Annotated in this window: 15 protein-coding genes, 1 tRNA gene and 2 pseudogenes; 8 read left to right on the top strand and 10 right to left on the bottom strand. The window is 68.9% G+C overall.

From position 1 onward, the window contains the following. Positions 1-286 precede the first annotated feature (286 nt). Together ACWCQS_RS33565 and ACWCQS_RS33570 are read right to left on the bottom strand one after the other, a co-directional pair. On the bottom strand, positions 287-469 hold the full coding sequence (locus ACWCQS_RS33565; RefSeq protein WP_451007957.1) for an SCO2400 family protein: 183 nt from the start codon (positions 467-469) through the stop codon (positions 287-289). 381 nt (positions 470-850) lie between these two features. Beyond that, positions 851-1,204: a hypothetical protein gene (locus ACWCQS_RS33570; protein WP_451007958.1), complete on the bottom strand. Its 354-nt coding sequence runs from the start codon at positions 1,202-1,204 to the stop codon at positions 851-853. 678 nt (positions 1,205-1,882) lie between these two features. On the opposite strand from ACWCQS_RS33570, the gene ACWCQS_RS33575 reads away from it, so the two are divergent. After that, positions 1,883-3,109 (top strand): serine/threonine-protein kinase, encoded by a 1,227-nt coding sequence (locus tag ACWCQS_RS33575; RefSeq protein WP_451008098.1) that lies wholly within the window; start codon positions 1,883-1,885, stop codon positions 3,107-3,109. A gap of 180 nt (positions 3,110-3,289) precedes the next feature. Here the strand turns inward: ACWCQS_RS33575 and ACWCQS_RS33580 are convergent, their stop codons facing one another. Next, the gene (locus tag ACWCQS_RS33580; protein WP_451007959.1) at positions 3,290-4,537 is read right to left on the bottom strand and encodes a S53 family peptidase; all 1,248 of its coding nucleotides are present in this window, start codon (positions 4,535-4,537) and stop codon (positions 3,290-3,292) included. A gap of 402 nt (positions 4,538-4,939) precedes the next feature. Next, positions 4,940-5,203, bottom strand: a complete 264-nt coding sequence (locus tag ACWCQS_RS33585) for a hypothetical protein (RefSeq protein ID WP_451007960.1) — start codon at positions 5,201-5,203, stop codon at positions 4,940-4,942. Positions 5,204-5,255: 52 nt separating this feature from the next. Here ACWCQS_RS33585 and ACWCQS_RS33590 point away from each other — a divergent pair, with 52 nt between their 5' ends. Further along, a complete protein-coding gene (locus tag ACWCQS_RS33590) occupies positions 5,256-5,516 on the top strand; it encodes a ribbon-helix-helix domain-containing protein (protein WP_451007961.1) in 261 nt (86 codons plus the stop codon). Then, the gene (locus ACWCQS_RS33595; RefSeq protein WP_451007962.1) at positions 5,513-5,956 is read left to right on the top strand and encodes a PIN domain-containing protein; all 444 of its coding nucleotides are present in this window, start codon (positions 5,513-5,515) and stop codon (positions 5,954-5,956) included. The genes ACWCQS_RS33590 and ACWCQS_RS33595 overlap by 4 nt, the downstream gene beginning before the upstream one ends. Before the next feature lie 835 nt (positions 5,957-6,791). Here the strand turns inward: ACWCQS_RS33595 and ACWCQS_RS33600 are convergent. The 3 genes from ACWCQS_RS33600 to ACWCQS_RS33610 form a co-directional block, all read right to left on the bottom strand. Next, positions 6,792-8,558, bottom strand: a complete 1,767-nt coding sequence (locus tag ACWCQS_RS33600) for a sigma-70 family RNA polymerase sigma factor (protein WP_451007963.1) — start codon at positions 8,556-8,558, stop codon at positions 6,792-6,794. A gap of 174 nt (positions 8,559-8,732) precedes the next feature. Further along, a complete protein-coding gene (locus ACWCQS_RS33605; protein WP_451007964.1) occupies positions 8,733-10,667 on the bottom strand; it encodes an autotransporter in 1,935 nt (644 codons plus the stop codon). Between the two features lie 878 nt (positions 10,668-11,545). Continuing rightward, complete coding sequence (locus ACWCQS_RS33610; RefSeq protein WP_451007965.1) at positions 11,546-12,955, bottom strand: alginate lyase family protein; 1,410 nt, start codon at positions 12,953-12,955, stop codon at positions 11,546-11,548. A 349-nt stretch (positions 12,956-13,304) separates the two neighbouring features. Here ACWCQS_RS33610 and ACWCQS_RS33615 point away from each other — a divergent pair, with 349 nt between their 5' ends. Beyond that, entirely contained in the window at positions 13,305-13,496 is a 192-nt protein-coding gene (locus ACWCQS_RS33615) for a hypothetical protein (protein WP_451008101.1), read from the top strand. Between the two features lie 349 nt (positions 13,497-13,845). Here ACWCQS_RS33615 and ACWCQS_RS33620 read toward each other — a convergent pair whose 3' ends face one another. Continuing rightward, positions 13,846-15,564 (bottom strand): RICIN domain-containing protein, encoded by a 1,719-nt coding sequence (locus ACWCQS_RS33620; protein ID WP_451007966.1) that lies wholly within the window; start codon positions 15,562-15,564, stop codon positions 13,846-13,848. Between the two features lie 366 nt (positions 15,565-15,930). Continuing rightward, a pseudogene (locus ACWCQS_RS33625) lies at positions 15,931-16,248 on the bottom strand (ATP-binding protein); the annotation flags it as partial. A gap of 26 nt (positions 16,249-16,274) precedes the next feature. Between ACWCQS_RS33625 and ACWCQS_RS33630 the strand changes: the two are divergent. Continuing rightward, positions 16,275-16,672 (top strand): annotated as a pseudogene (locus ACWCQS_RS33630) (DNA-binding protein). A gap of 605 nt (positions 16,673-17,277) precedes the next feature. Here ACWCQS_RS33630 and ACWCQS_RS33635 read toward each other — a convergent pair. After that, positions 17,278-17,351 (bottom strand) — tRNA-Gly (locus ACWCQS_RS33635). A 280-nt stretch (positions 17,352-17,631) separates the two neighbouring features. On the opposite strand from ACWCQS_RS33635, the gene ACWCQS_RS33640 reads away from it, so the two are divergent. The 3 genes from ACWCQS_RS33640 (at position 17,632) to ACWCQS_RS33650 (ending at position 19,010) form a co-directional block, all read left to right on the top strand. Continuing rightward, positions 17,632-17,790, top strand: a complete 159-nt coding sequence (locus ACWCQS_RS33640) for a hypothetical protein (protein WP_351812453.1) — start codon at positions 17,632-17,634, stop codon at positions 17,788-17,790. 133 nt (positions 17,791-17,923) lie between these two features. Then, positions 17,924-18,499 carry a dCTP deaminase gene (gene dcd, locus ACWCQS_RS33645; protein WP_055705140.1) on the top strand — a complete coding sequence of 192 codons (576 nt, stop codon included), beginning with the start codon at positions 17,924-17,926 and terminating at the stop codon, positions 18,497-18,499. Positions 18,500-18,512: 13 nt separating this feature from the next. Next, on the top strand, positions 18,513-19,010 hold the full coding sequence (locus ACWCQS_RS33650) for a phosphoribosyltransferase (protein ID WP_451007967.1): 498 nt from the start codon (positions 18,513-18,515) through the stop codon (positions 19,008-19,010). The last annotated feature ends 4 nt before the right edge of the window (positions 19,011-19,014 follow it).

Genomic DNA, 19,014 nt, shown 5'->3' on the forward strand with positions numbered 1-19,014 from the left:
AGCTGGCAACTCGCCCCGGCCACCGCATAGCGAACAGGGGCTGCCCGGCCTATGCCCGGACAGCCCCTCACCAAGATCTTCATGAGTCTTCTAGGGCCGGTCGGACGGCCCCTTCGACGGCTTGGTCTCGGTGCTCGGCTTGCCCTGACCTGTGCCCGTCTTGTTCGCGTTCTTCGTCCTGCCGGTCTTCTTGGCCTTGTTCGTCTTGGTCGGCGCCGGCGGCGACGTGCGGGTCCACGTCCATGGCAGCGGTGGACTCCGTCCCGCCGTCCGGGAAGCTGTCGTGTCACGTGACGGAGGCCGTGGGGTCCGGGTGGGCCGTTGTGGCCGGTGCGGCGCTCGTCGTCGCCGGGGGCGAGCCGCTGCGGCCATGGGCGGCGGGCGGGGCGATGTCCGGGGCGTAGGCGCCGCACCCGGGGCACACCAGTGCGCCGTTGAGGTGCCGACGGCATGTGGAGCAGTAATCCATCTGCGGTCTTCCGGTCTTCCTGGTTCGATGTGCCGTCGGCCCGCCTGGCCCACGGCTTGGTCCTTGGGTGAAGAGGGGACACGCGGACGTACCCGCGTCGAGGCCCGCCCCCTACGGCGGCGCCCCACGCCGCTCCTGCTGACCGGCCGCAGCGGCTCCGACGCCGTCGTCCCAACGACGGGCTTGCTGACCCGCGTCCCGTCCGGTCAGCAATTGCGCTGCCTGGTGCTGCGTGTGTTCCGCGGCGAGTTGAGCTTCGGCGACGACGTCACCCCGCTCACGTATCAGGTCCTCATAGATCGGCAGGCGATCGTTTCCAGTGGAGTCGTGTGTCATGGTCGGCCGGCTTTCGTCGCGATCAATAAGGAGGCCGGTCCACGGTCAGGCTCGGTTGAGCCGGGCAGCGATCCCGTGACCGATCAGCAAATAGATGACGGCAGGGAGACCGTAATTGAGGACAACGCGTAGTCCCTCTGTGTCCATCGTGAAAATGTCCTGTGCCCACCAGGACAGCCAGCCCGCTGCGCCCCGCACGAATTCGACGAACACATTCGCGCGGTTCGCGTCGAGCAGGAACAGCAGGATCCACAGGCCCAGCAGGCCCGCCGCAATGTCGACGATCGTGCAGATGGTGATGGCCGTACGCCGTGTGGTGGCCCGACGGTGCGGCGAGCGGTCCGGGCCCGGCGGCTCGTTGTATGCCTGGTATCCGGGAACTGGGTCGATGTTTCTCACGGGGATATCCGATCTGACGTAGTGCCGTGTGTGCGTGCTTGCGCCAGGGCACCCGGATTCAGTCGGTCGGTACCCCGCTTCTCCCTACTCCTGCGTTCCGTATGCACTGCAGCGTTACACCGGCGTCTGTGATGTCCCGAATATTGCTGCCTATGCAGGCACTTACCGGCATGTTCACACGTCAGGCCAATTTTCTGGACGAAATGGAGGAGTGTGATTCGGGTGCCGCCAAAGTCCCCGGTCGCCGGTGTTGGCGTAATTCCGTGACCGGATCATGAAGGAGTCCAGGGCATTCCTTCACAGAGTTGTCGGTCTCGCAACCATTCGCGTCCCCCCGTGACACTCCTGACATGTGGCGCGCTGTTGGAAGTGACCCCGGACGGGGTCATGGCGCCCATCCTCCGGGGGGAGGTTTGCAGGCGCCGATGTGCTGGGGCAGGTTCGGTTCCCCCGTGCCGGGCCTGCCCCTGCCTCTCCCGGTTCGGAGAGCCGCGTGGCCTTGGGTGCCCCAGATGTGTGACGGCCCGTCACTCCGGTGCGCTGTAGGAGTGGGCCCAGGGACCGAGGGGCCGGGTCCGAGAGGGAGTGCGCATCGGCCCGGGCAACCGGGACCGAACGCCCGCAAACCGAACCATCGGACCGGGGGAACTACGAGCAACGCGATGATCGGGGTTGGGTGTGCAAGGTCTGCTGGCGGACCGCTATGAGTTGCAGGAGCTGCTGGGACGCGGCGCGATGGGCGAGGTCTGGCGAGCCTGCGACCAACTCCTCGGGCGGCCCGTGGCCGTCAAGCTGCTGCATGCCGAGGAGGCGGCGGACGCCGAGCGATTCCGCCTGGAGGCGCAGATCGCGGCCCGGCTCAACCACCCCAACGTCGTGGGCATGTACGACTTCGGCGCGCACCATGACCAGCCCCACCTGGTCATGGAACTCGTCGACGGCTGGAACCTGGCCCAGGAACGCTCCCTACGCGGTGCCCTGCCCCCGGCCGAGGCGGCGGCCATCACGGCCCAGGCGGCCGCCGGCCTCTCCGCGGCACACCAGCAGGGAGTGGTCCACCGGGACGTCAAACCCGCCAACGTCATGCTGACCACCGACCGCACGGTGAAGATCACCGACTTCGGCATCGCACGCTTCGCCGAGGCGGCCGCCAGTGACCTGACCGCCACAGGCAAGATCATCGGCACCGCCGACTACCTGGCTCCGGAACGCGCGCTGGGCCGTCCCGCGCAGCCCGCGTCCGACGTCTACTCCCTCGGTTGTGTCCTGTACGAACTGCTCACCGGGCGGCCTCCGTTCAGCGGAGCCACGTCACTGGCCGTGGTCCAGCAGCACGTCAGTGTCACACCAGCACCGCCCGACCGCCTGCGCCCCGGCATACCGCAGCCGCTCTCCGACTACGTGCTGCACATGCTGGCGAAGGACCCGGCCCAGCGGCCCACTGCCGAGCAGGCAGCCGTCTGGCTCGCCGCGCAGAACGGGGCACCACGACCGGCCGAGCACGACGACACCACCCGCATGCCCACCGCGGCAGTCCCACCGCCTCCGACCCCGCACGCCGGCGAATCCCGCGCCGGCACACACTCCCGCCCCACCGGTCGCCGCAAACTGGCCTCCAAAGCCGTTCTCGCCGGCGCCGCCCTCGCGCTGTTCGCCGGTGCCACGGCTCTCGGAGCCTCGCTGAATTCCGGCGCCACGGCGCCTACGCCTCCGGCCTCTCCCTCACCCACTCGCATCGCATCAACGCCCGCCGGTCGGACCTCGGCCACGACGCCATCGCCTGCCCCTCCGGCCGCCCGAACGTCACCTGGGTCCGCACATGGGAGCGACAAGGGCGGCGAGTGGTCAGGCAAGCACGACGCCGGGAAAGGGGGGAAAGGACGGCAACGGCACTCCGGCGACTGAGCCGCTGGGAGATGCCGCGTACAGCCGCCGCTCGGTGCGGTGAACGGCTCGACAGCTACCCGTCGGCGGAGCCGACGGACACCGGCTTCAAGGCCGGCGTCCTGAGACGAGGCAAGGGCCGGGCTCGCGCCGCAGTGGTGCGGCGCGAGCCCGGCCTTTGTCGGTCAAAGAGCGTCGCCGTCAAAAGGCGCCGGTGCCGTTGGGCGTGCCGAGCCCGGTGGGCCCGTCGTATCCCGGACGCGCGGTGCACAGGTAACTGCCGCCGCAGGAGCCGTTGCTGCCCGAGGTGACGTCGTTGAGCGCCGAGGTGTGGCTGTACGGATACGAGCCGTTGACGACCTGGGAGGTGTTTCCGGCCAGTGCGTAGACGCTTGCGATGATCGGCGACGAGACGCTGGTGCCTCCGACTTCGACCCATCCGTCGGCACCTTGTGCGACACCGAGTTGAAGCTCGGTGTCGCACAACAACCCGCCCCGGCAGCTGTTGTACGTGTCGTAGACCGCCACCCCGGTGTTGGGGTCGGCGACCGCCGCCACATCGGCCACGGTGCGCTTGGCGCATCCGGAGTCGTGCTGCCAGGACGGCTTGGCCTCGTACGCCGAGCAGCCGGAGCCCGCGCCGCTCCAGGCCGTCTCGGTCCAGCCGCGGGAGTTGGACGCCTTGCTCAGCGAGGTGCCGCCCACGGCGGTGACGTACCGGGAGGAGGCCGGCCAGGAGACGCCGTAACCGGAGTCGCCAGAGCTCGCTGTGATCGCGACGCCGGGGTGGTTGAAGTGCGAGTCGAAGGAGGTGATGGTGTTGTCCTCGGATCCACCCCAGCTGTTGGAGACCGAGACGACGCCCGATGTGGTGGCGGCGGTGTCCTCGGCCCTCATGAGATCCGAGACGTTCGCCGACTTTGCCTCGACCAGGAGGATGTGGCAGCCGGGGCAGGCGGCTGAGACCATGTCGAGGTCGAGGCTGATCTCCTCGGCCCATCCGTAGTCGCCGGAGGGCAGCGGCGATGCCTGGCCGCTCTGATTCACCTTGCGGAAGCAGCCGTTGGCGTGGGTGCACGAAGGCAGACCGTAGGCGGAGCGGTAAGCGGCCAGGTCGGCCTCGGCGTTCGGGTCGTCCATGGCGTCGACGATCGCCACCGTTCGACCGGATCCCGAGGTAGCGCCCAGTTTGTAGGCGGAACGCAGCTCGGACGGCACGTACCCCGCCGTGGTCGGGGAGCCGGTGGTGAACGGTGACATGCGGCCCGATGCGGTGCGGTGGGCCTTCATGACGCCGAAACAGCGGGCCTGTCCTGCTTGCAGGGGATGGAAGCAGCCGAAGCCCGTCGTACCCGCGGAGGCGGACGCGCGCGGGGCGGACGAGGGAGTGGCGGCCTGGGCATCGGTGGCCAGGCCGATGGTGAGGGCAGTGACGGTGAATGTGAGCATCGCGGTGAGGGCAGCTGCCAACCGCCGCACCCGCCGTCTGGGTCGGTGCCGGTGGATCACCAGGGATCCGGAGGGTATCTCGCGTCGGTGCATCAAGCCTCCGTGCGGTTTCAGGCGGTTCGGAAGGGCCACATGACGAAAACCAGCCTTGACAGAAGGCATGTCAGGGCAGCTGCGGGCCGGATGGTTTCACCATGCGGTCGCCGTCTTCCGCCGGTCAAGGCCATGTCAATGCAGGTGTTGTGGGGCTGCCGCGGTGAGCGAGTGAACCGCCGGTGGCGCTGGTGTGTCCGCGGTCACGCTCACGTCGTGGCCACGAAGGCTCCTGCGCCACCTGAGGGATGACGCCGTACAGGGGCTGGGCGCGGCGATCCTGTGACCCGGTCGACTTTTGTGCGCCTGTCAGGCCGGCTTGTCCGCCGGCCGGGCGTGGGGGCCTGTTCCGGGTTCTGGTGCTGGTTCCGGGGACGTGAGCCCCGTACTCGTCGCTTCGGCCTCGGCTTCGGCCTCGGGCAGGTGCAGGGCGAAGAGGGCGATGTCGTCGGTGCTGCCGGGGGGCATCCGGGCGGACAGCCGGTCGCATAGGCTGTCCAGCGGGTCGTGGGCGAGAGTGAGGGCATGGCGGCGCAGCCGGCCGAGCCCGCTGTCCAGGTCGCTGCCGGGCACTTCATGGGGTAAGTGTGCGGATCTGGTACATGGACTCTCTTGGTACACGTCCATGAAGCGCACCAACGTCTACGCCGACCCCGAGGACCTGGCCATCATCAAAGAGGCCGCCAAGCGCCGAGGTATAAGCGAGGCCGAGATCATCCGCCAGGGCATCCACCTTGCAGCCATGGCGAACCGGGTCTGGGACGAGCCGCTGTTCTCACGCACCTTCGTGGGGCCGGGGCGCACGCTGTCCAAGTCGGAGGTCCGCGACACGGTCGCCGAGGCCGTCCGGCGTGAGACCGGCTCGGGTTCCGGATCCGCCGCGTGATCATTGTCGTCGCCGATACGTCCGGCCTTCTGGCTGCCCTGGACTCGGCTCATCCGGAACACCGGGCGGCGAGCGAGGCGATCATGGCGGCGGGCCTGCTGGTCATGTCCCCGCTCCTGCTGGCCGAGCTGGATCACGTGGCGACGCGTGAGCTCGGCAGGGAGGCTGCCCTCAGCGCGGTCGACGACCTGCGTCGCTGGATGAGCCGGGGTCGTGTCGTCATGCCGGAGATCACGGAGGGCCACCTGGGCGCCGCCCAGTCTGTCCGTGTCCGCTACCGCGCGCTGGACCTCGACCTCGCCGACGCGGTGAACGTGGCACTTGCCGCCGACTACGACACGGACGCGATCCTCGCCCTCGACCGACGAGACTTCCGGGCCGTACGCCCGTTGGGCCGCTATAAGGCCTTCCGGGTACTCCCCGACGACCTCCCGCTCTGACGCAGGGCCCTCAGCGGTCAAGTGCCCGCTCTCACAAGGGGCTTGTGCACCACCCACGACGAAGCACGCCAGGACGGGTGTCCGCCACCGCCCAGGAACAGCGGGCTGAGGGCTCGCCTGACGAAGAGCGGGTGACGAGAACCGAACTCGCGCTCTCAGCTTGGGAAGCGACGGCGCTTGGATGGCGGTACTGCTTCTGACCTGCAGTCATGTTGCCGCAAAGCGGCTTCGGAGGGCTGGCTTCGTGCCGCTGTTTACCGTTGTTGCCCGGTCTTATGGGCACGCTTAGGGCACGGACCCACAAGGGGACGGGGTGCGGGGGCTCGACTGCTCCGTTGCGGTACTGCACCTGCGGGTGCGTGATGTGCCTGACGTGTTGGCATTGCAGATGCACACTCCTGTAACAGCGCTCAATCCCGCGCATGACGCTCCGTGCCGGACAGTCCGCTCACGCATCGCGCGCACGAAGCCAGCGTCCTGGAGGGCAGAGGAGTAGCCGGCGGCCACTCATCGAGTCTCACTCACGACCCGACAAGTCCCATTAGGCTGCTGGGATGCGGCGGCGTGGCGGGGCGCGAGCAGGTCGCGGAGCCACCGAAGCACCGTGTCCGGACGCATCAGCAGCCTGGGCAGCACGTCCTTCGGGAGCTGGTGCAGCGGCGCCGCCATGAATGCCCGATCACCCGGGTGGAACCGCACCCTCTTCTTGCCGAGTCGGCGGTCCCGGACCGTGAATAGGCGCAAGCGGCCGCGGTCGCCGAACCGCACACCGGCTCCCACCAGGGCGGATAAGTTTTCGGCAAGGGCACCGCCCCGCCTGGGCAACCGCCCATGGTCAGGACACGACGGAGCGCTGGGGCACGGTGCCCGCGTCGGTCGGCGTGGAGCGGGTGGTGTACTGCGGTACGGGGGCGTCGTCGCGGCCGGTGTCGCGCACGAGTCCGTACCGTTCGCGGTCGGCGGAGTGCGGGGCCGGGGGACTGGCGATGTCGTCGGCTGTCTCCTGCCAGGAGGAGGGCAGGACGTCGAGGTTGTAGTCGGCCTGGGTTTCGTTGAGGTGGAGTGTGACGCTGCCGTCGAGGTAGTAGTACTCGTTCTGCCACATCTGCTGGGCTCCCGGCGGCAGGATGATCAGTCCTTGCTGCCGGTTGCCCATCCAGGTGCCGCCGGCGGTCGCGCCCGGCTGACGGTCGTCCATGCGGTGGCCGCCGCCCGAGGCCACGTGGAACAGCCTTCCTCGCAGTCCGGTCCACGAGGGCATGGTCAGCAGCCCGGGGCGCAGCCCGTACATCACGTCCCAGTGGACGGTGAAGTAGCCCTTCCCGCGCAGTACCACCGTGTCCCCGCGGTGGACGAGCTGATAGCCGTCCAGGTGTCTCTTGAGCCCCGTCATCGTCACCCTGGTCTGCGGGCGGTGGGGCAATGCGGCGGGCGGCCGGACCGGCGGTGGCGCGCTGTCCACGGTGTCGACCACGGACCCGTACCGCGGCCGGGGCGAGGGATGCGAGACGGCCGAGCCCAGTACCGGTGCCGGCCGTGACGGTGATGCGGATGCGGTGCGCGAGGGCGCGGGTGCCGGGACGGAAGCCGTCGGGGCGGTGGCCGGACGCGCCGACGGGCTGGACCATGGGGCCGCGTACACGAGCACGCCACCGCCCACGGCGAGCAGCGCACTCGCCGCCACCACGGCCTTCGCGGTGAGGCTCGTCCCTGCGGTCCCTGCCGTCCCCGCCGTCGTGGAACCCCCGCTGCCTGAAGTGGCCGTGGTGCCGGCATGGCCGGCCGCCGCGGCGTGCGTTCCCGCGGACAGCCACGGGCGCCAGGCCAGCAGTGCCGCCGGCACGGGCAGGAGGGCCAGGGGCGCCAGCAGTCCTTCCGGGGCCAGCATGCCTTCCTCGTGGCGCACGCACCGCGGGCACTGCCGCACATGGCGGCCGAGGCGTTTGCGCCACAGGCCGCTGGGGGCCCCGTTCCAGTCCAGGGTCAGCCGGGTCAGTTCCCCGCATGCGGGCCTGGCCGCGAGGGCCCGGACGATGACGCGGGAGGTGTGCAGGCGCTCCTTCATGCGTTGCACCCGTACAGCCGCTTGATGGCCGGTCATGTCCAGAGCGGAGGCGAGCTCGGCCCGGGCGAGCCGGCCGGCCGTCTCCAGCCACCACAGTGACAGCAGCTCCCGGTCGTCCTCGTCGAGCCAACGGGTCGCGCGCACGGACTCCTCGCGTTGCCCGGACAGCCGCAGGTTGAGGATGACCCCCTCGGCGAAGTCGGCGGCCGGGTCGGGCCGGTGCTCAGCCGCGTCGAACGCCGCTCCCGTCGTCTCCCTCCTGCCGCGCCTGCGGATGTGGTCGCGGACCTCGTTCACGGTGATGGTGATCACCCAGGACCGGAACGCCTCCGGGCGCTCCAGTCCCCCGATGCCGCGCAGGATGCGCATCATCGTCTCCTGGACGATGTCGTCGACGTCGTCGCGGTACGGGTGCGCACGCGCCGCGACGCTGTAGACCAGCGGAAGCGTCCGGGAGCTGAGCTCTTCCAGGGCGCCGCGATCGCCGGCCCGAGCCGCGGCTATCACGTCGGCCGCGGGCGCGGCATGCCTTGGCATCGGGTCTCCCTTCGACCTGACGCGGGTACGAAGCCCCGCTCGCGCCGACCGAGCCGGGTTGCGGGGGTCCTCGGGCAATCGCCTTCGGTGTCACACACCGTGGCAGCGATGTCATCGTAAGGGGTGAGCGCTGACAGCCATGGGCGGGCCGGTGGAATCCGTGGCGGCCGGGGATCAGCGGGAGTGACGCGGGGACGTACGCAGACGCGAGCGGCCGCGCACGAAGACGAAGACCGCGGCGACGCCGGCGAGAACGACGCCCGCCAGTCCTGTGACGGCCCACAGAGCACCGACGTTGCTGCCGGTGTCCGCCATGGTGCCGGTGGAGGCCATGGTGCCGGTGGAGGCGCCCAGGGGGGTGGCCGCTCGGCCGGTCCGGGCCGGGGAGGGCGCCGGTCCTGTCGCGGCGGAGGAGGCGAGAGCGGTGAGTACGGTGTCGGCGCCGGCCCGGCTGACGGAGAAGCGTGCCCGGCCGATGGCGAGACCGGTACCGGAGACTGTTGCGGTCGTCGAACCAACGGTCAGCTCAGGGGAGTTCCGGGAAAGAAGGATCTTCGCGCCTGTGACGACCTGCAGCCTGCGCAGGGTCGTGTCGCGTGCCTTGCTGAGATCCAGGACGGCCGAGGACCCGGTCAGAGCGACCGTGCTGGATGTCCGCATGGAGGTCCCGGAGACGATCAGGCTGCCTTTGGCCACGGTGGTGGCGCCGGTGTAGGCGGCGCTGGTGACGGTGGTGGCCGCGGCTCCGCTCTGCGTCACCGATCCGGCACCGGTCACCGCCGGGAGGGTGGTGGGTGTCCCGGTGTTGCGGAGCACGAGTGAACCGTTGTCGATCACTTTGTCGAGGGCTCCGCCGGTATGGAGGCTCCCGTCGCCGCCCGCGGTCCCGGAGCCGAGACGGAGGGTCGCATTCCTGTCGATGGTGGTGGATCCGTCGTAGTACTGCGCTGCTGCGAAGGTCACGTCGTTGCCGCTGGTGCCGGCGATGACGACGTCCCCGGCGCCGGGAGCGCCGAGGGTGTCGTGGTACATGCCGCCGCCGATGGGCGCGCCCAGGGTTACCGGTCCGTTGTAGTCGAAGGTGAGCCGGGAGCGCTGCCGTCTGGCGTGCAGGTTGATGTAGACCGTCTGCGCCGTGCCGGGCATGAAGATCTGGTGCGTGGTCCCGTCGCCCCACTGGACGTCGGCGCCCTCGATGTTGGTGCCGCGTTTGTTGAGTTTGTGGGCCACGGGCCGCCAGTTCAGTGCGGGGTCGCTCAGTGAGGGCGCCGCCCTGCCGCCGCTGTCACTCCAGCTGTAGACGCCGGTGAGGATCACCTTGCTGCCCGGACGGGAGTGCACGTTGACGTCGTTGCCGTACTCGTGGCTGTAGAAGTTCTGCCGCTGTACGACAGTGTGGTTGAGCGGGGTGTCGATGATCCATGAACCGCGGTTGACGACGGAGCGGGCGTTGGGCAGGTCGGCGGCACAGGTGGTGCTCGCGAAGTTGACGCCCGTGCCGTTGTCGAAGATGCCGGAGAACGGGTTGGTGCCACAGATCTGGAGCGTTCCCCACATGTTCCGGGGCTGGGTGACCAGGCCGGAGCCGCTGATGATGCCCAGGTTGAACAGCCGGGTCAGCGACAGACGCAGTGTGCCGTCCACCCGGATGTTGTCCTGGTTCTGCTGGTAACCGGGCGTGTTGTACGGGAAGGACCCGATCAGGCCGGTCGTACCGCCGGTGCCGTACTGGAGGGTCGCCCCCGCGTCCACGGTGACCGCGGGCTCGTCGGGACTGCCGACCACGACGTACGGGTGGTTGTCGCCCGGGATCTGGACCCTCTGGTGCTGCCGGGAGTGCGGCAGGGTGAAGGTGCTGTCCTTGGCGAGGACCAGCGTGCCGGTGCCGGACACGCGAAGGGCTCCTTCACCGCTGATCACGCCGGTGTATGTGTGGGTTCCCTGCGGGACGCGCACGACCGCGTCGCCGGTCAGGACGACATCACGGTTCGCCAGGACGGCCGAGGTGATGTCGCCGTCTGCGGCGACCGCGCTGCCCACCGCAACCACCGGTGTGACGGCTCCCGCGACGAGAGCCGACGCCAGGACAAGGTGCCAAGATCGCTTCATCGAGTCAGGGTGCTTCCTGAAGTGCTGGTGATCCTTACGGACGTGAAGACCCGTGGCCGGCCACCGGGATCTCAAAAACACGGAGAAGTTCTCCATTCCACCTACGTCGCCCGTCGGGGAGGACGAGGCGCCAGGGGCATTGAGGACTTGCCCGGGCGGTGGAGCCTGTTGGAGGCCGAGCAGCTTCAGCTCCACCGTCAGGGCCGTGTTCGACCCTGCGGCCTCGGATTCGACGATGCGCCGCCTGCTGGCCGAACCGGACGGCAAGACCCTGATACGGATCGTGAAGGTACGGCGGCGGGTGCGCCGGCATGTGTGGATGCTGCTCCACCGGCGGCCTGGCGGCTTCCCGTGGCTCACGGTCGCCGAACGGAGGCTGACGGGCTGGATCGTCGTCGGCCTGGACGCCACCGTCATCACGAGCGCGTCCAGGAAACAAGGGACCGCGGCCACGTTCAAGGGACGCTCAGCTTCCACCCGCTGGGCAGCTGGCCGGCGAACCCCGGCGAGAGCCTCGCGATGGAACTGCGAGCGGACCGGAGAACGAGGCGGCGATCGCGTAGGCTCCCCGAGCAGGCGTGGGAGACCTCGCTGACACAGGACGGCGACGTCCAAGCGGCCTACCAGGCCGGGAGTTGACCTGCCTGAACGCCCGCGACGGCCGGCCCAAGGGCATGCGGCTGATCGTCCGCCGCGGCAAGACGAACTGGGCCGAGCAACCTCTGCCGGATCGACCGTTTCGGCGAACAGGACAGCCGACAGGGAACCGGGGGCCAGGGCCGGATACACCCGGTTTCGCGGACCAGACCCTGGAGGAGCCCCTGGGGATGTGGCACATGGTCGGGATGTAACAGATCCCGGGAATGTGCTACATCTTGCTACGACGTCCCGTGGCGCCCCCGGTCGCGGCGGCGCAGGAAGAGCAGGCCGCCGGCGACGGCGGTGACGCCCACAGCGGCCGTCCACCCGACGATCTCCCCGGAACCGGTCGCGGCGAGGCCGCCCCCAACGGCGGGGGAGGCGGAAACGGCGGGCTTCGGGGCGGCCTTGGTGTCCGTTGCCTTGTCCCGCGTGAACGCCAGCGTCCCGAAGCCGAGCTGGTCGAACCCGCCGCTGTTGGGCCCGTAGTCCCCGCCGCCGCCCTCGGGCGCGGCCTTGGCGGCGATCTGCGTGAGGTACGTGGCGGACAGTCCGCGCCGCTTGGTGTAGTGGTTGGCGGCCATGGCCCAGACCGGCCGCATCTGCGCCGGGCTGGCGGTGGCGACGTTGGTGGGGTGCTGGATCCCCGGCCGATGGTCCACGAGGGCGTAGGGCGTGTACGGCACATTTCCGCCCAGGCTCCACTTGGCCACGTACTGAGCGCCCTTGAGGAAGCGGTTGTCGTCGTAGCCGTACAGGTCGATGCCCTGGTTCCAGGCCATCTCGCAGATGGTGCTCATCAGGCCGACGCCCATCAGCGAGTGCCCCTGGTCGCGCCCGGCCTCCATCCACTCGGCGAGCCCGTCGTCGTGCACGACCGGGATGGCGTGCTTGATCGAGCCCATGCCGTCGCCGTGCTTGAAGTACTCGACGGCCCGCTCGACCTTGGCCTGGTCGTCGCAGAAGATGCCCGTGGCCAGCACGCAGGCCATGTTGCACAGGTCCCAGTTGGGCCAGTAGTGGGGGGCCGGGGTGCCGTTGTTGTGGTTGGCGAGAAAATCCTCACTCACCGAGTAGAAGACGTCGAGCAGCATCCTCTGGAATCTCTCGAGTGCGAAGTCGCTGTGGTCGCGGACGAGTTCGGCTGCGTTGGCGGCCTGGTACCCGTATATCCCGGCCGCCAGGAACCGGTCGGCGCTGCCGTCGACTTTCGTCAGCTTTGCCGACCAGGCGTTGAGGATCGCGACGGCAGTGTCGGCGTGGGAGCTGTCGCCACTGACGTGGTAGCGCAGGGCGTTCTGGTACGCGGCGTGGATGTCGTGGTAGAGGACCCCGTAGTTCTGCGGGTTGCCCGTGCCCCTGTACACGGTGCCCCTGTACACGATGGCTTGCGGATTGGGCGTCCAGCCGCTCTGCGAATGCCGGTTGGCGGTCAGCTTCGCGTACCCGGCGGTATAGGGGGAGGCGCCGGCCTTCACCTTGGCGGCCATACGGGCGAGGTCGGCGCCGGTGTGGAGGAGGCCGGGGTGCGCGAAGGCCCCGCCCGCCGCGACCGAGGGGGTGGCGGCGGTGGCGATTGAGGCGGCTCCGGCCGCGACGCCCGTGGCCTTGAGTATGGCGCGGCGGCTGATCTGTCGTGTCACATGCATGCCTATGAGACGGGTGAGGGCGGACGCCGATCACGAAAACTGGACGGTCCGTGGCGCAGAGGGCCACCGGGCCATGGGGCCCGGCACCCCGTTCTGTTCACCTTCGGCCGCGAGGACGACCTCGACCGCGACGCGGTCAAGCGCCTGGTGGCGTCTCTATCCCGCCTGTTGGAGCCGGACGACGCGCTGGCCGCGACAGCCGCGTCCGACCTGGAGTTCGTCTCCTCGCGCGCGTTCGGCGGCGCCTACGTGCTCACGGTGTGGGGCATCCGCGACAGCGACTCCTGGCGCACCGGTGAGAACCCGCTGCGTTCGACGTGGGCGGCAACAAGGAGCCGCCTACAGCGCGGTGCTCACCGCCCTGGGCGGCAGCAGTGGCGGCACGCCGGGCGGGGGCATCACCTCCGGCACCGTCTACACGCTCTCCGACGTGGCCGCCGGACGCGTTCTCGACGAGCCCGCGGCCTGGTGTGCTTACCCTGCAGCGCTGACCCGCCTGATCCACGGTGATCGCGATCAGGTGCGGTCCACCGGCGCGTAGACGAGCGGTCTACGGCGTGGGCACCTCCACCCGCTGACCGATACCCACCGCCTCGAGGAACCCCAGCCGTGCGTCGGCTGGGGTTCCAGTCGTTTGGGGACCAGGCAGAGGCCCGGCGGGGCTTGTCCGGCAGATGGGTGTGCTCCTGATCCTGCGCGGCGTGGGCGTCGGCGTCCCGGATCGGCGTTCTGCCGTCACCTGTCAGCACGATCACCGCCTTCGCCAAGGCCGCCTCGATCGGCGCCCGCACCGACGGCGACATGGCCGGCGCCGGCCGAGAAGTCCTCAGCCCGACGAAGATGACAAACGCGCCCCCATCGGGGAGATGGGGGCGCATTTGTGCCTTCGCCTACTTGAGCGCTGTGCCACCTGAGTTGTGGTAGGCGATGGTCTTGCTGATCAGGTTTCCGCCGTCGGTCTCGGCCGTTGTCTGTTCCTGCTGCCCTGGACCGAACAGCAGCCCGGCGACATGCGCGTTCGCCACCTGGTCCATGTGCGCGAAGAACCAGTCCACCTTGTCGTCCTTGTAATGGTTGAGAGTGTTGTTCTGCGCCATGTTGCCCACGGGGATCTGCCACAGGACCACCGGCTTGCCCACGGACTCGGCCATCGTCTTGTAGAACTGCAGTGCGGCGGCGGCCTTCTGGTCGGTCCAGAAGTGGTCACTGCCGCCGTGGGCCGGCTGTGCGTACCAGCCTGCGTCGCGGTCCGACACATCGGTGACCAGGAAGTCGGCGTTCTGTGCCCCGAGGGTCGCGTAGTCCTTGACGCATGCCGGTGTGTTGGTCTGCCAGTCCCAGCAGGTGAGGTGGAGGCCCACGGCGGTGTTCGGCGCGTACTTGTCCGCCATCGAGATCAGGCAGCGGGAGAGTCCGGCGGCGCTGTTCTCCTGGGATCCGCAATCCGTCGGATTCGCGGCCGAGACCTGCGCGGCAACCTTGTGCGGATCGCCGAGCGACCGGACGTAGCCCCAGAAGTCGGGTTCGAGGTCGATCATGTCGTGCGAGGTACCGATCTTCTGGAGGAAGAAACGGTAGTCGTTCATGTACCGGGTGAGCAGGTCAAGCCGGTTGATGGCCACGACCTCGCCCGGACCGTCGCCCTGGCCTGCCGCATCCCCGAGGTCGCGCAACGAGTACCAGGTCCAGAGCATCTTCTGCGGGCGCGGGCTGCCCTTGTACGTCGCGTGGGCCGCCACGGTGTCCCGCCAGGTCACGTAAGTGCCGGGCGCCGTGGTGCTGCCGTTCCAGCAGCCCCACCAGCTCGACCACGCGGCCTGGCAGAGCGATGCCGAGTAGTAGGCCGACGAGGGCGCGGGCTGGCTGTGCACATAGGCGTACCGCACGTCGAACGGCGCGGCGGCCGCCGAGGCGTCAGACATCGAGCCGCCGATGAGCACCGTGCTACTGCCCATGAAACGTGTCGTCGAGCTGCCGCCACCAGCCTCGGGAGACGACGGCGACGACGGGTGCGAGCCGCTCGGAGCCTGGCTGGTGGGAACGCTGCCGCCCGGCGCGGTGGGCGTACCGGCGCTGCCCGTACTCCCGGCCGGGACGAGTTGCCACTGCTGATCGGCGCCGCCCCGGTCGCGGTTCTGGACGACGTCGCCCCCGTCGGCCTTGGCGGCGTGGCGGACATCGACAGCCATGCCACTGAAGCGATTGACCAAACGCACGTAGCCGTCCGGCGACTTGGCCAGTTTGAACTGCTGGTTGGTGCCGTTCAGGTCTTTCCACTGCACGATGGCGGAGCCGGCGGTCTTCGACCAGCCGAGGTCGTCCAGCACCTTGCCGGAGTTCCGGTTCTGCAGCCGGTAGTAGCCGTCACCCGCGTCGATGAACCGCCACTGCTGGTTGGCCCCGCCGTGGCGCGCCCACTGCACCACCGCCGCGCCGTCGTTCGTGGCGAAAGCGCGGTCGTCCAGCACCTTGCCGCTGTTGCGGTTGACCAGCACGTACCACTTCTTCAGATCCAGGGTTTGCTGCGCCGAAGCCTGGCTGACCACGACAGCCGAGCCGGCCACGACCACCATGACGAGGCCCGCCCAGAAACCCCGACGCGCGAGCAACCGACGGCCACGATGCTTCGGGCGACCACCGCGGGCGCCGCCGTCGGCACGGTGGCCGCCGACGCGGGACGCCACCGATGACGTGGGTGGGCCGGGGACATGTCTGTGCTCTCGTTCCAGGGACATGCCTGTGCTCTCTTTCAGCCGTTGCATCTGACCGGACCACTTGGCCGGACAACGCTGAGTGGTCCGAGAGGCCGAAAAGGTTGCCGCGAAGAGTCACAGATTTTTTTCGTCTTGACCGCTTCCCGTCCGCGGCTGAGCGCGGCACGGCTGAGCCGGCGGTGGCGAACGCCTGATGGCTGCTCCCGGCCCTGCCGCTTACCACGTACCACGCCCGCTACTGGACCTCCCCGCGGATGAAGATCAATGCTCCGCAGGGGTGAGGGGTAGTTCGGCCCAGATCGTCTTGCCGGCGCGGGTGTGACGGCTGCCCCACCGCTGGGCGAGCTGAGCGACGATGAGGAGGCCCCGGCCGCCTTCGTCGAAGAGGCGGGCGCGTCGCAGATGCGGGGCTGTGCTGCTGGCGTCGCTGACCTCGCAGATCAACGCCGCGTCACGGATGAGCCGCAGGTGGATCGGTGGGGAGCCGTAGCGGATGGCATTGGTGACCAGTTCGCTCACCACGAGTTCCGCGGTGAAGGCGGCTTCCTGCTGGTGCCAGGCGGCCAGACGCTCACCGGCGGGACCTCGGATGCCGGGGCGGCCGCATGAGCGGTGCCCTGGTCCTGGGCAGCGAGGGCCTGGTGAAGGCGGTGCAGCTGGACCGGGAGGTGCACGAGTGGCTGACAGCTGCCCGTGGCGCTGATCTACCGGTCATCACATAGGCCGCGGTCCTCGTCGAGGTCATCCACCCGAAGATCAACGACGCCGCGCTGAAGTGGACCTTGTCCCGGCTGCGCGTAGAGCCGGTGACCCAGACCTTGCGCAGTCCGCCGCTGCCCTGCTGCGGGCAGCGGGGCAGCACGGTCACAAGTACGCCATCGACGCCATGCTGTGCGCGACCGCCCTGCAGCATCCCGGCCGGGTGACGATCCTGACGTCCGATGCCGAGGACATCGGTCTGCTCACCGCCGGGCATCCACGCGCGCTGGCCGAGAAGGCATGAGGAACAGAGCCGCGTCACCAGCCGGCGCGGGCGGCGATCCGCCGTCGCGGACTGTGCGCGTGTCGTCCGGTATTACGGCTGCCGCCGCGACGCCATGATCGAACGCCGTGACTCCGTGGTCCGGTGAGCGCGGGCTCTACCACCGATTCCGCCGAGATCCTTTCCCGAGATCCTTTCCGGTGCCTCGATGGGGTCGTCCACCCGCCCATGGGTAGGGCAGGCGGCAGACTCCCGGCCATGACCGATGCCCTGCCGCCTGCCGAGAAGACCGCTGACGCAGGAGCGGACACCGGGGTGGCGCTGCGACCACCGGGGCCACTGCGGCCCAGCTGTTCACTCGGGAAACGCAAGCAGTGTTCACTCTCGCGGCGATGGCCGTCGGCGGGCTGCTGGGCCGGCTGGCCCTGGCGCGCTTCAAGGACCAAGCCGGGTAGTCACCCTCATCCGCAGCTGACGCCGGCGCGAACTGGCGCTTTGCGTATGCGACTTCACCACTTCGGCGCCGGTAAGTGGCGCGCGCGACTTGGGGCACGCAGAGGGCGCGGTACCCCGAAAATGGTCTAGACAAGCAATAAACCCCAGGCCACTGACCTGGGGTTTCTCATTGGAGCGGGTGACGAGAATCGAACTCGCGCTCTCAGCTTGGGAAGCTGATGTTCTACCATTAAACTACACCCGCGTAAGTACGGACATGATCCCTGCGGATCCGGTGTCCGGACCTTGCTCACTGTACATCATCGCAGACCCCTGGTGCCGAGGCCCGGGGGTCTGTGTCTGCTTCAGGGGGTGGATCCGGCTGCGGACGGGGCGAGTTGGGGCGTACCGTGGAGGCCTCGCGGAGGGGTCGGGGGAGGCCGGAGTGCCGCCTGGAGAGTCATGTCTTTGATCCCGTAATGTGGCTTTTGTCGTCAGGGCGTTGCGCCCGACGAGGCTCTTGGGGAAGGGACTTAAGGGACTTGATGGAACGCACCGTCGTCCGCTGCGCGGACGGGCACGTCTTCAGCACCGCTTCGTTCCCGATGCAGCAGGCCGAGCGGCTCGGCCCCGGCCGGCTCATGCGGTGTCCCCGGTGCGCTCGGCTCCGCAGTGTGGTGCCGGTCGCCCTGGAGAAGCGCTGACAGAGGCACAAGCTCGGCACGGACAGCAGCGGTAACACGGACAAGCGGCCGTACCACAGATCGCAGCCGTAACACAGGCGCGCGGAGTCGTCACGATTGTCGCGGCTCCGCGCGCCTTGCGTATCCTCGCTACGTGCTTCTCTCAGACAAGGACATCCGGGCCGAGATCGACGCCGGGCGGGTACGGATCGATCCCTACGACGAATCCATGGTGCAGCCGTCGAGCGTCGATGTTCGGCTGGACCGTTACTTCCGGGTGTTCGAGAACCACCGGTACCCGCACATCGACCCCTCGGTCGAGCAGCCCGATCTGACCCGGCTGGTCGAGCCGGAGGGCGACGAGCCGTTCATCCTGCACCCCGGGGAGTTCGTGCTCGCCTCCACCTACGAGGTCATCAGCCTGCCCGACGACCTTGCCTCCCGGCTCGAGGGGAAGTCCTCGCTCGGACGGCTCGGGCTGGTCACGCACTCCACCGCCGGGTTCATCGACCCCGGGTTCAGCGGCCACGTCACCCTTGAGCTGTCCAATCTCGCCACCCTGCCGATCAAGCTCTGGCCAGGGATGAAGATCGGCCAGCTGTGCATGTTCCGGCTGAGCTCGCCCGCCGAGTTCCCGTACGGCAGCGAGCGCTACGGCTCCCGGTACCAGGGGCAGCGCGGGCCGACCGCCTCGCGGTCCTATGTCAATTTCCATCGGACCCAGGTGTGAGGGCCACAGCAACATGAGTGACGTGCGGGAGAACCTGACCTACGAGGCGTTCGGCGGCGCCATCCGTGAGCTCGCCCAGACCATCGCCGACGACGGCTATGAGCCCGACATCGTGCTCAGCATCGCCCGGGGTGGCGTGTTCGTCGCCGGTGGCCTCGCCTACGCCCTCGACTGCAAGAACATCCACCTCGTGAACGTGGAGTTCTACACCGGGGTGGGGACCACCCTGGAAATGCCGGTCATGCTCGCGCCCGTCCCGAACGTCATCGACTTCTCGGACAAGAAGGTGCTGATCACCGACGACGTCGCCGACACCGGCAAGACGCTGAAGCTCGTGCGCGACTTCTGCCTCGACACCGTCGCCGAGGTGCGCTCCGCGGTGATCTATGAGAAGTCCCACTCCCTGGTGAAGTGCGAGTACGTCTGGAAGCGCACGGACGACTGGATTAACTTCCCCTGGAGTGTCGCGCCGCCCGTCGTGCAGCGGGCCGGGCAGGTTCTTGACGCCTGAGGTG

This window comes from Streptomyces sp. NPDC002076 (genome assembly GCF_053593835.1).

Bases quoted from the DNA above. Each gene is read 5' to 3' on its own strand.
- ACWCQS_RS33565 (WP_451007957.1), bottom strand. From the start codon at position 469: ATGGATTACTGCTCCACATGCCGTCGGCACCTCAACGGCGCACTGGTG.
- ACWCQS_RS33580 (WP_451007959.1), bottom strand. From the start codon at position 4,537: ATGCTCACATTCACCGTCACTGCCCTCACCATCGGCCTGGCCACCGAT.
- ACWCQS_RS33590 (WP_451007961.1), top strand. From the start codon at position 5,256: ATGAAGCGCACCAACGTCTACGCCGACCCCGAGGACCTGGCCATCATC.
- ACWCQS_RS33600 (WP_451007963.1), bottom strand. From the start codon at position 8,558: ATGCCAAGGCATGCCGCGCCCGCGGCCGACGTGATAGCCGCGGCTCGG.
- ACWCQS_RS33605 (WP_451007964.1), bottom strand. From the start codon at position 10,667: ATGAAGCGATCTTGGCACCTTGTCCTGGCGTCGGCTCTCGTCGCGGGA.
- ACWCQS_RS33610 (WP_451007965.1), bottom strand. From the start codon at position 12,955: ATGCATGTGACACGACAGATCAGCCGCCGCGCCATACTCAAGGCCACG.
- ACWCQS_RS33640 (WP_351812453.1), top strand. From the start codon at position 17,632: ATGGAACGCACCGTCGTCCGCTGCGCGGACGGGCACGTCTTCAGCACC.
- ACWCQS_RS33650 (WP_451007967.1), top strand. From the start codon at position 18,513: ATGAGTGACGTGCGGGAGAACCTGACCTACGAGGCGTTCGGCGGCGCC.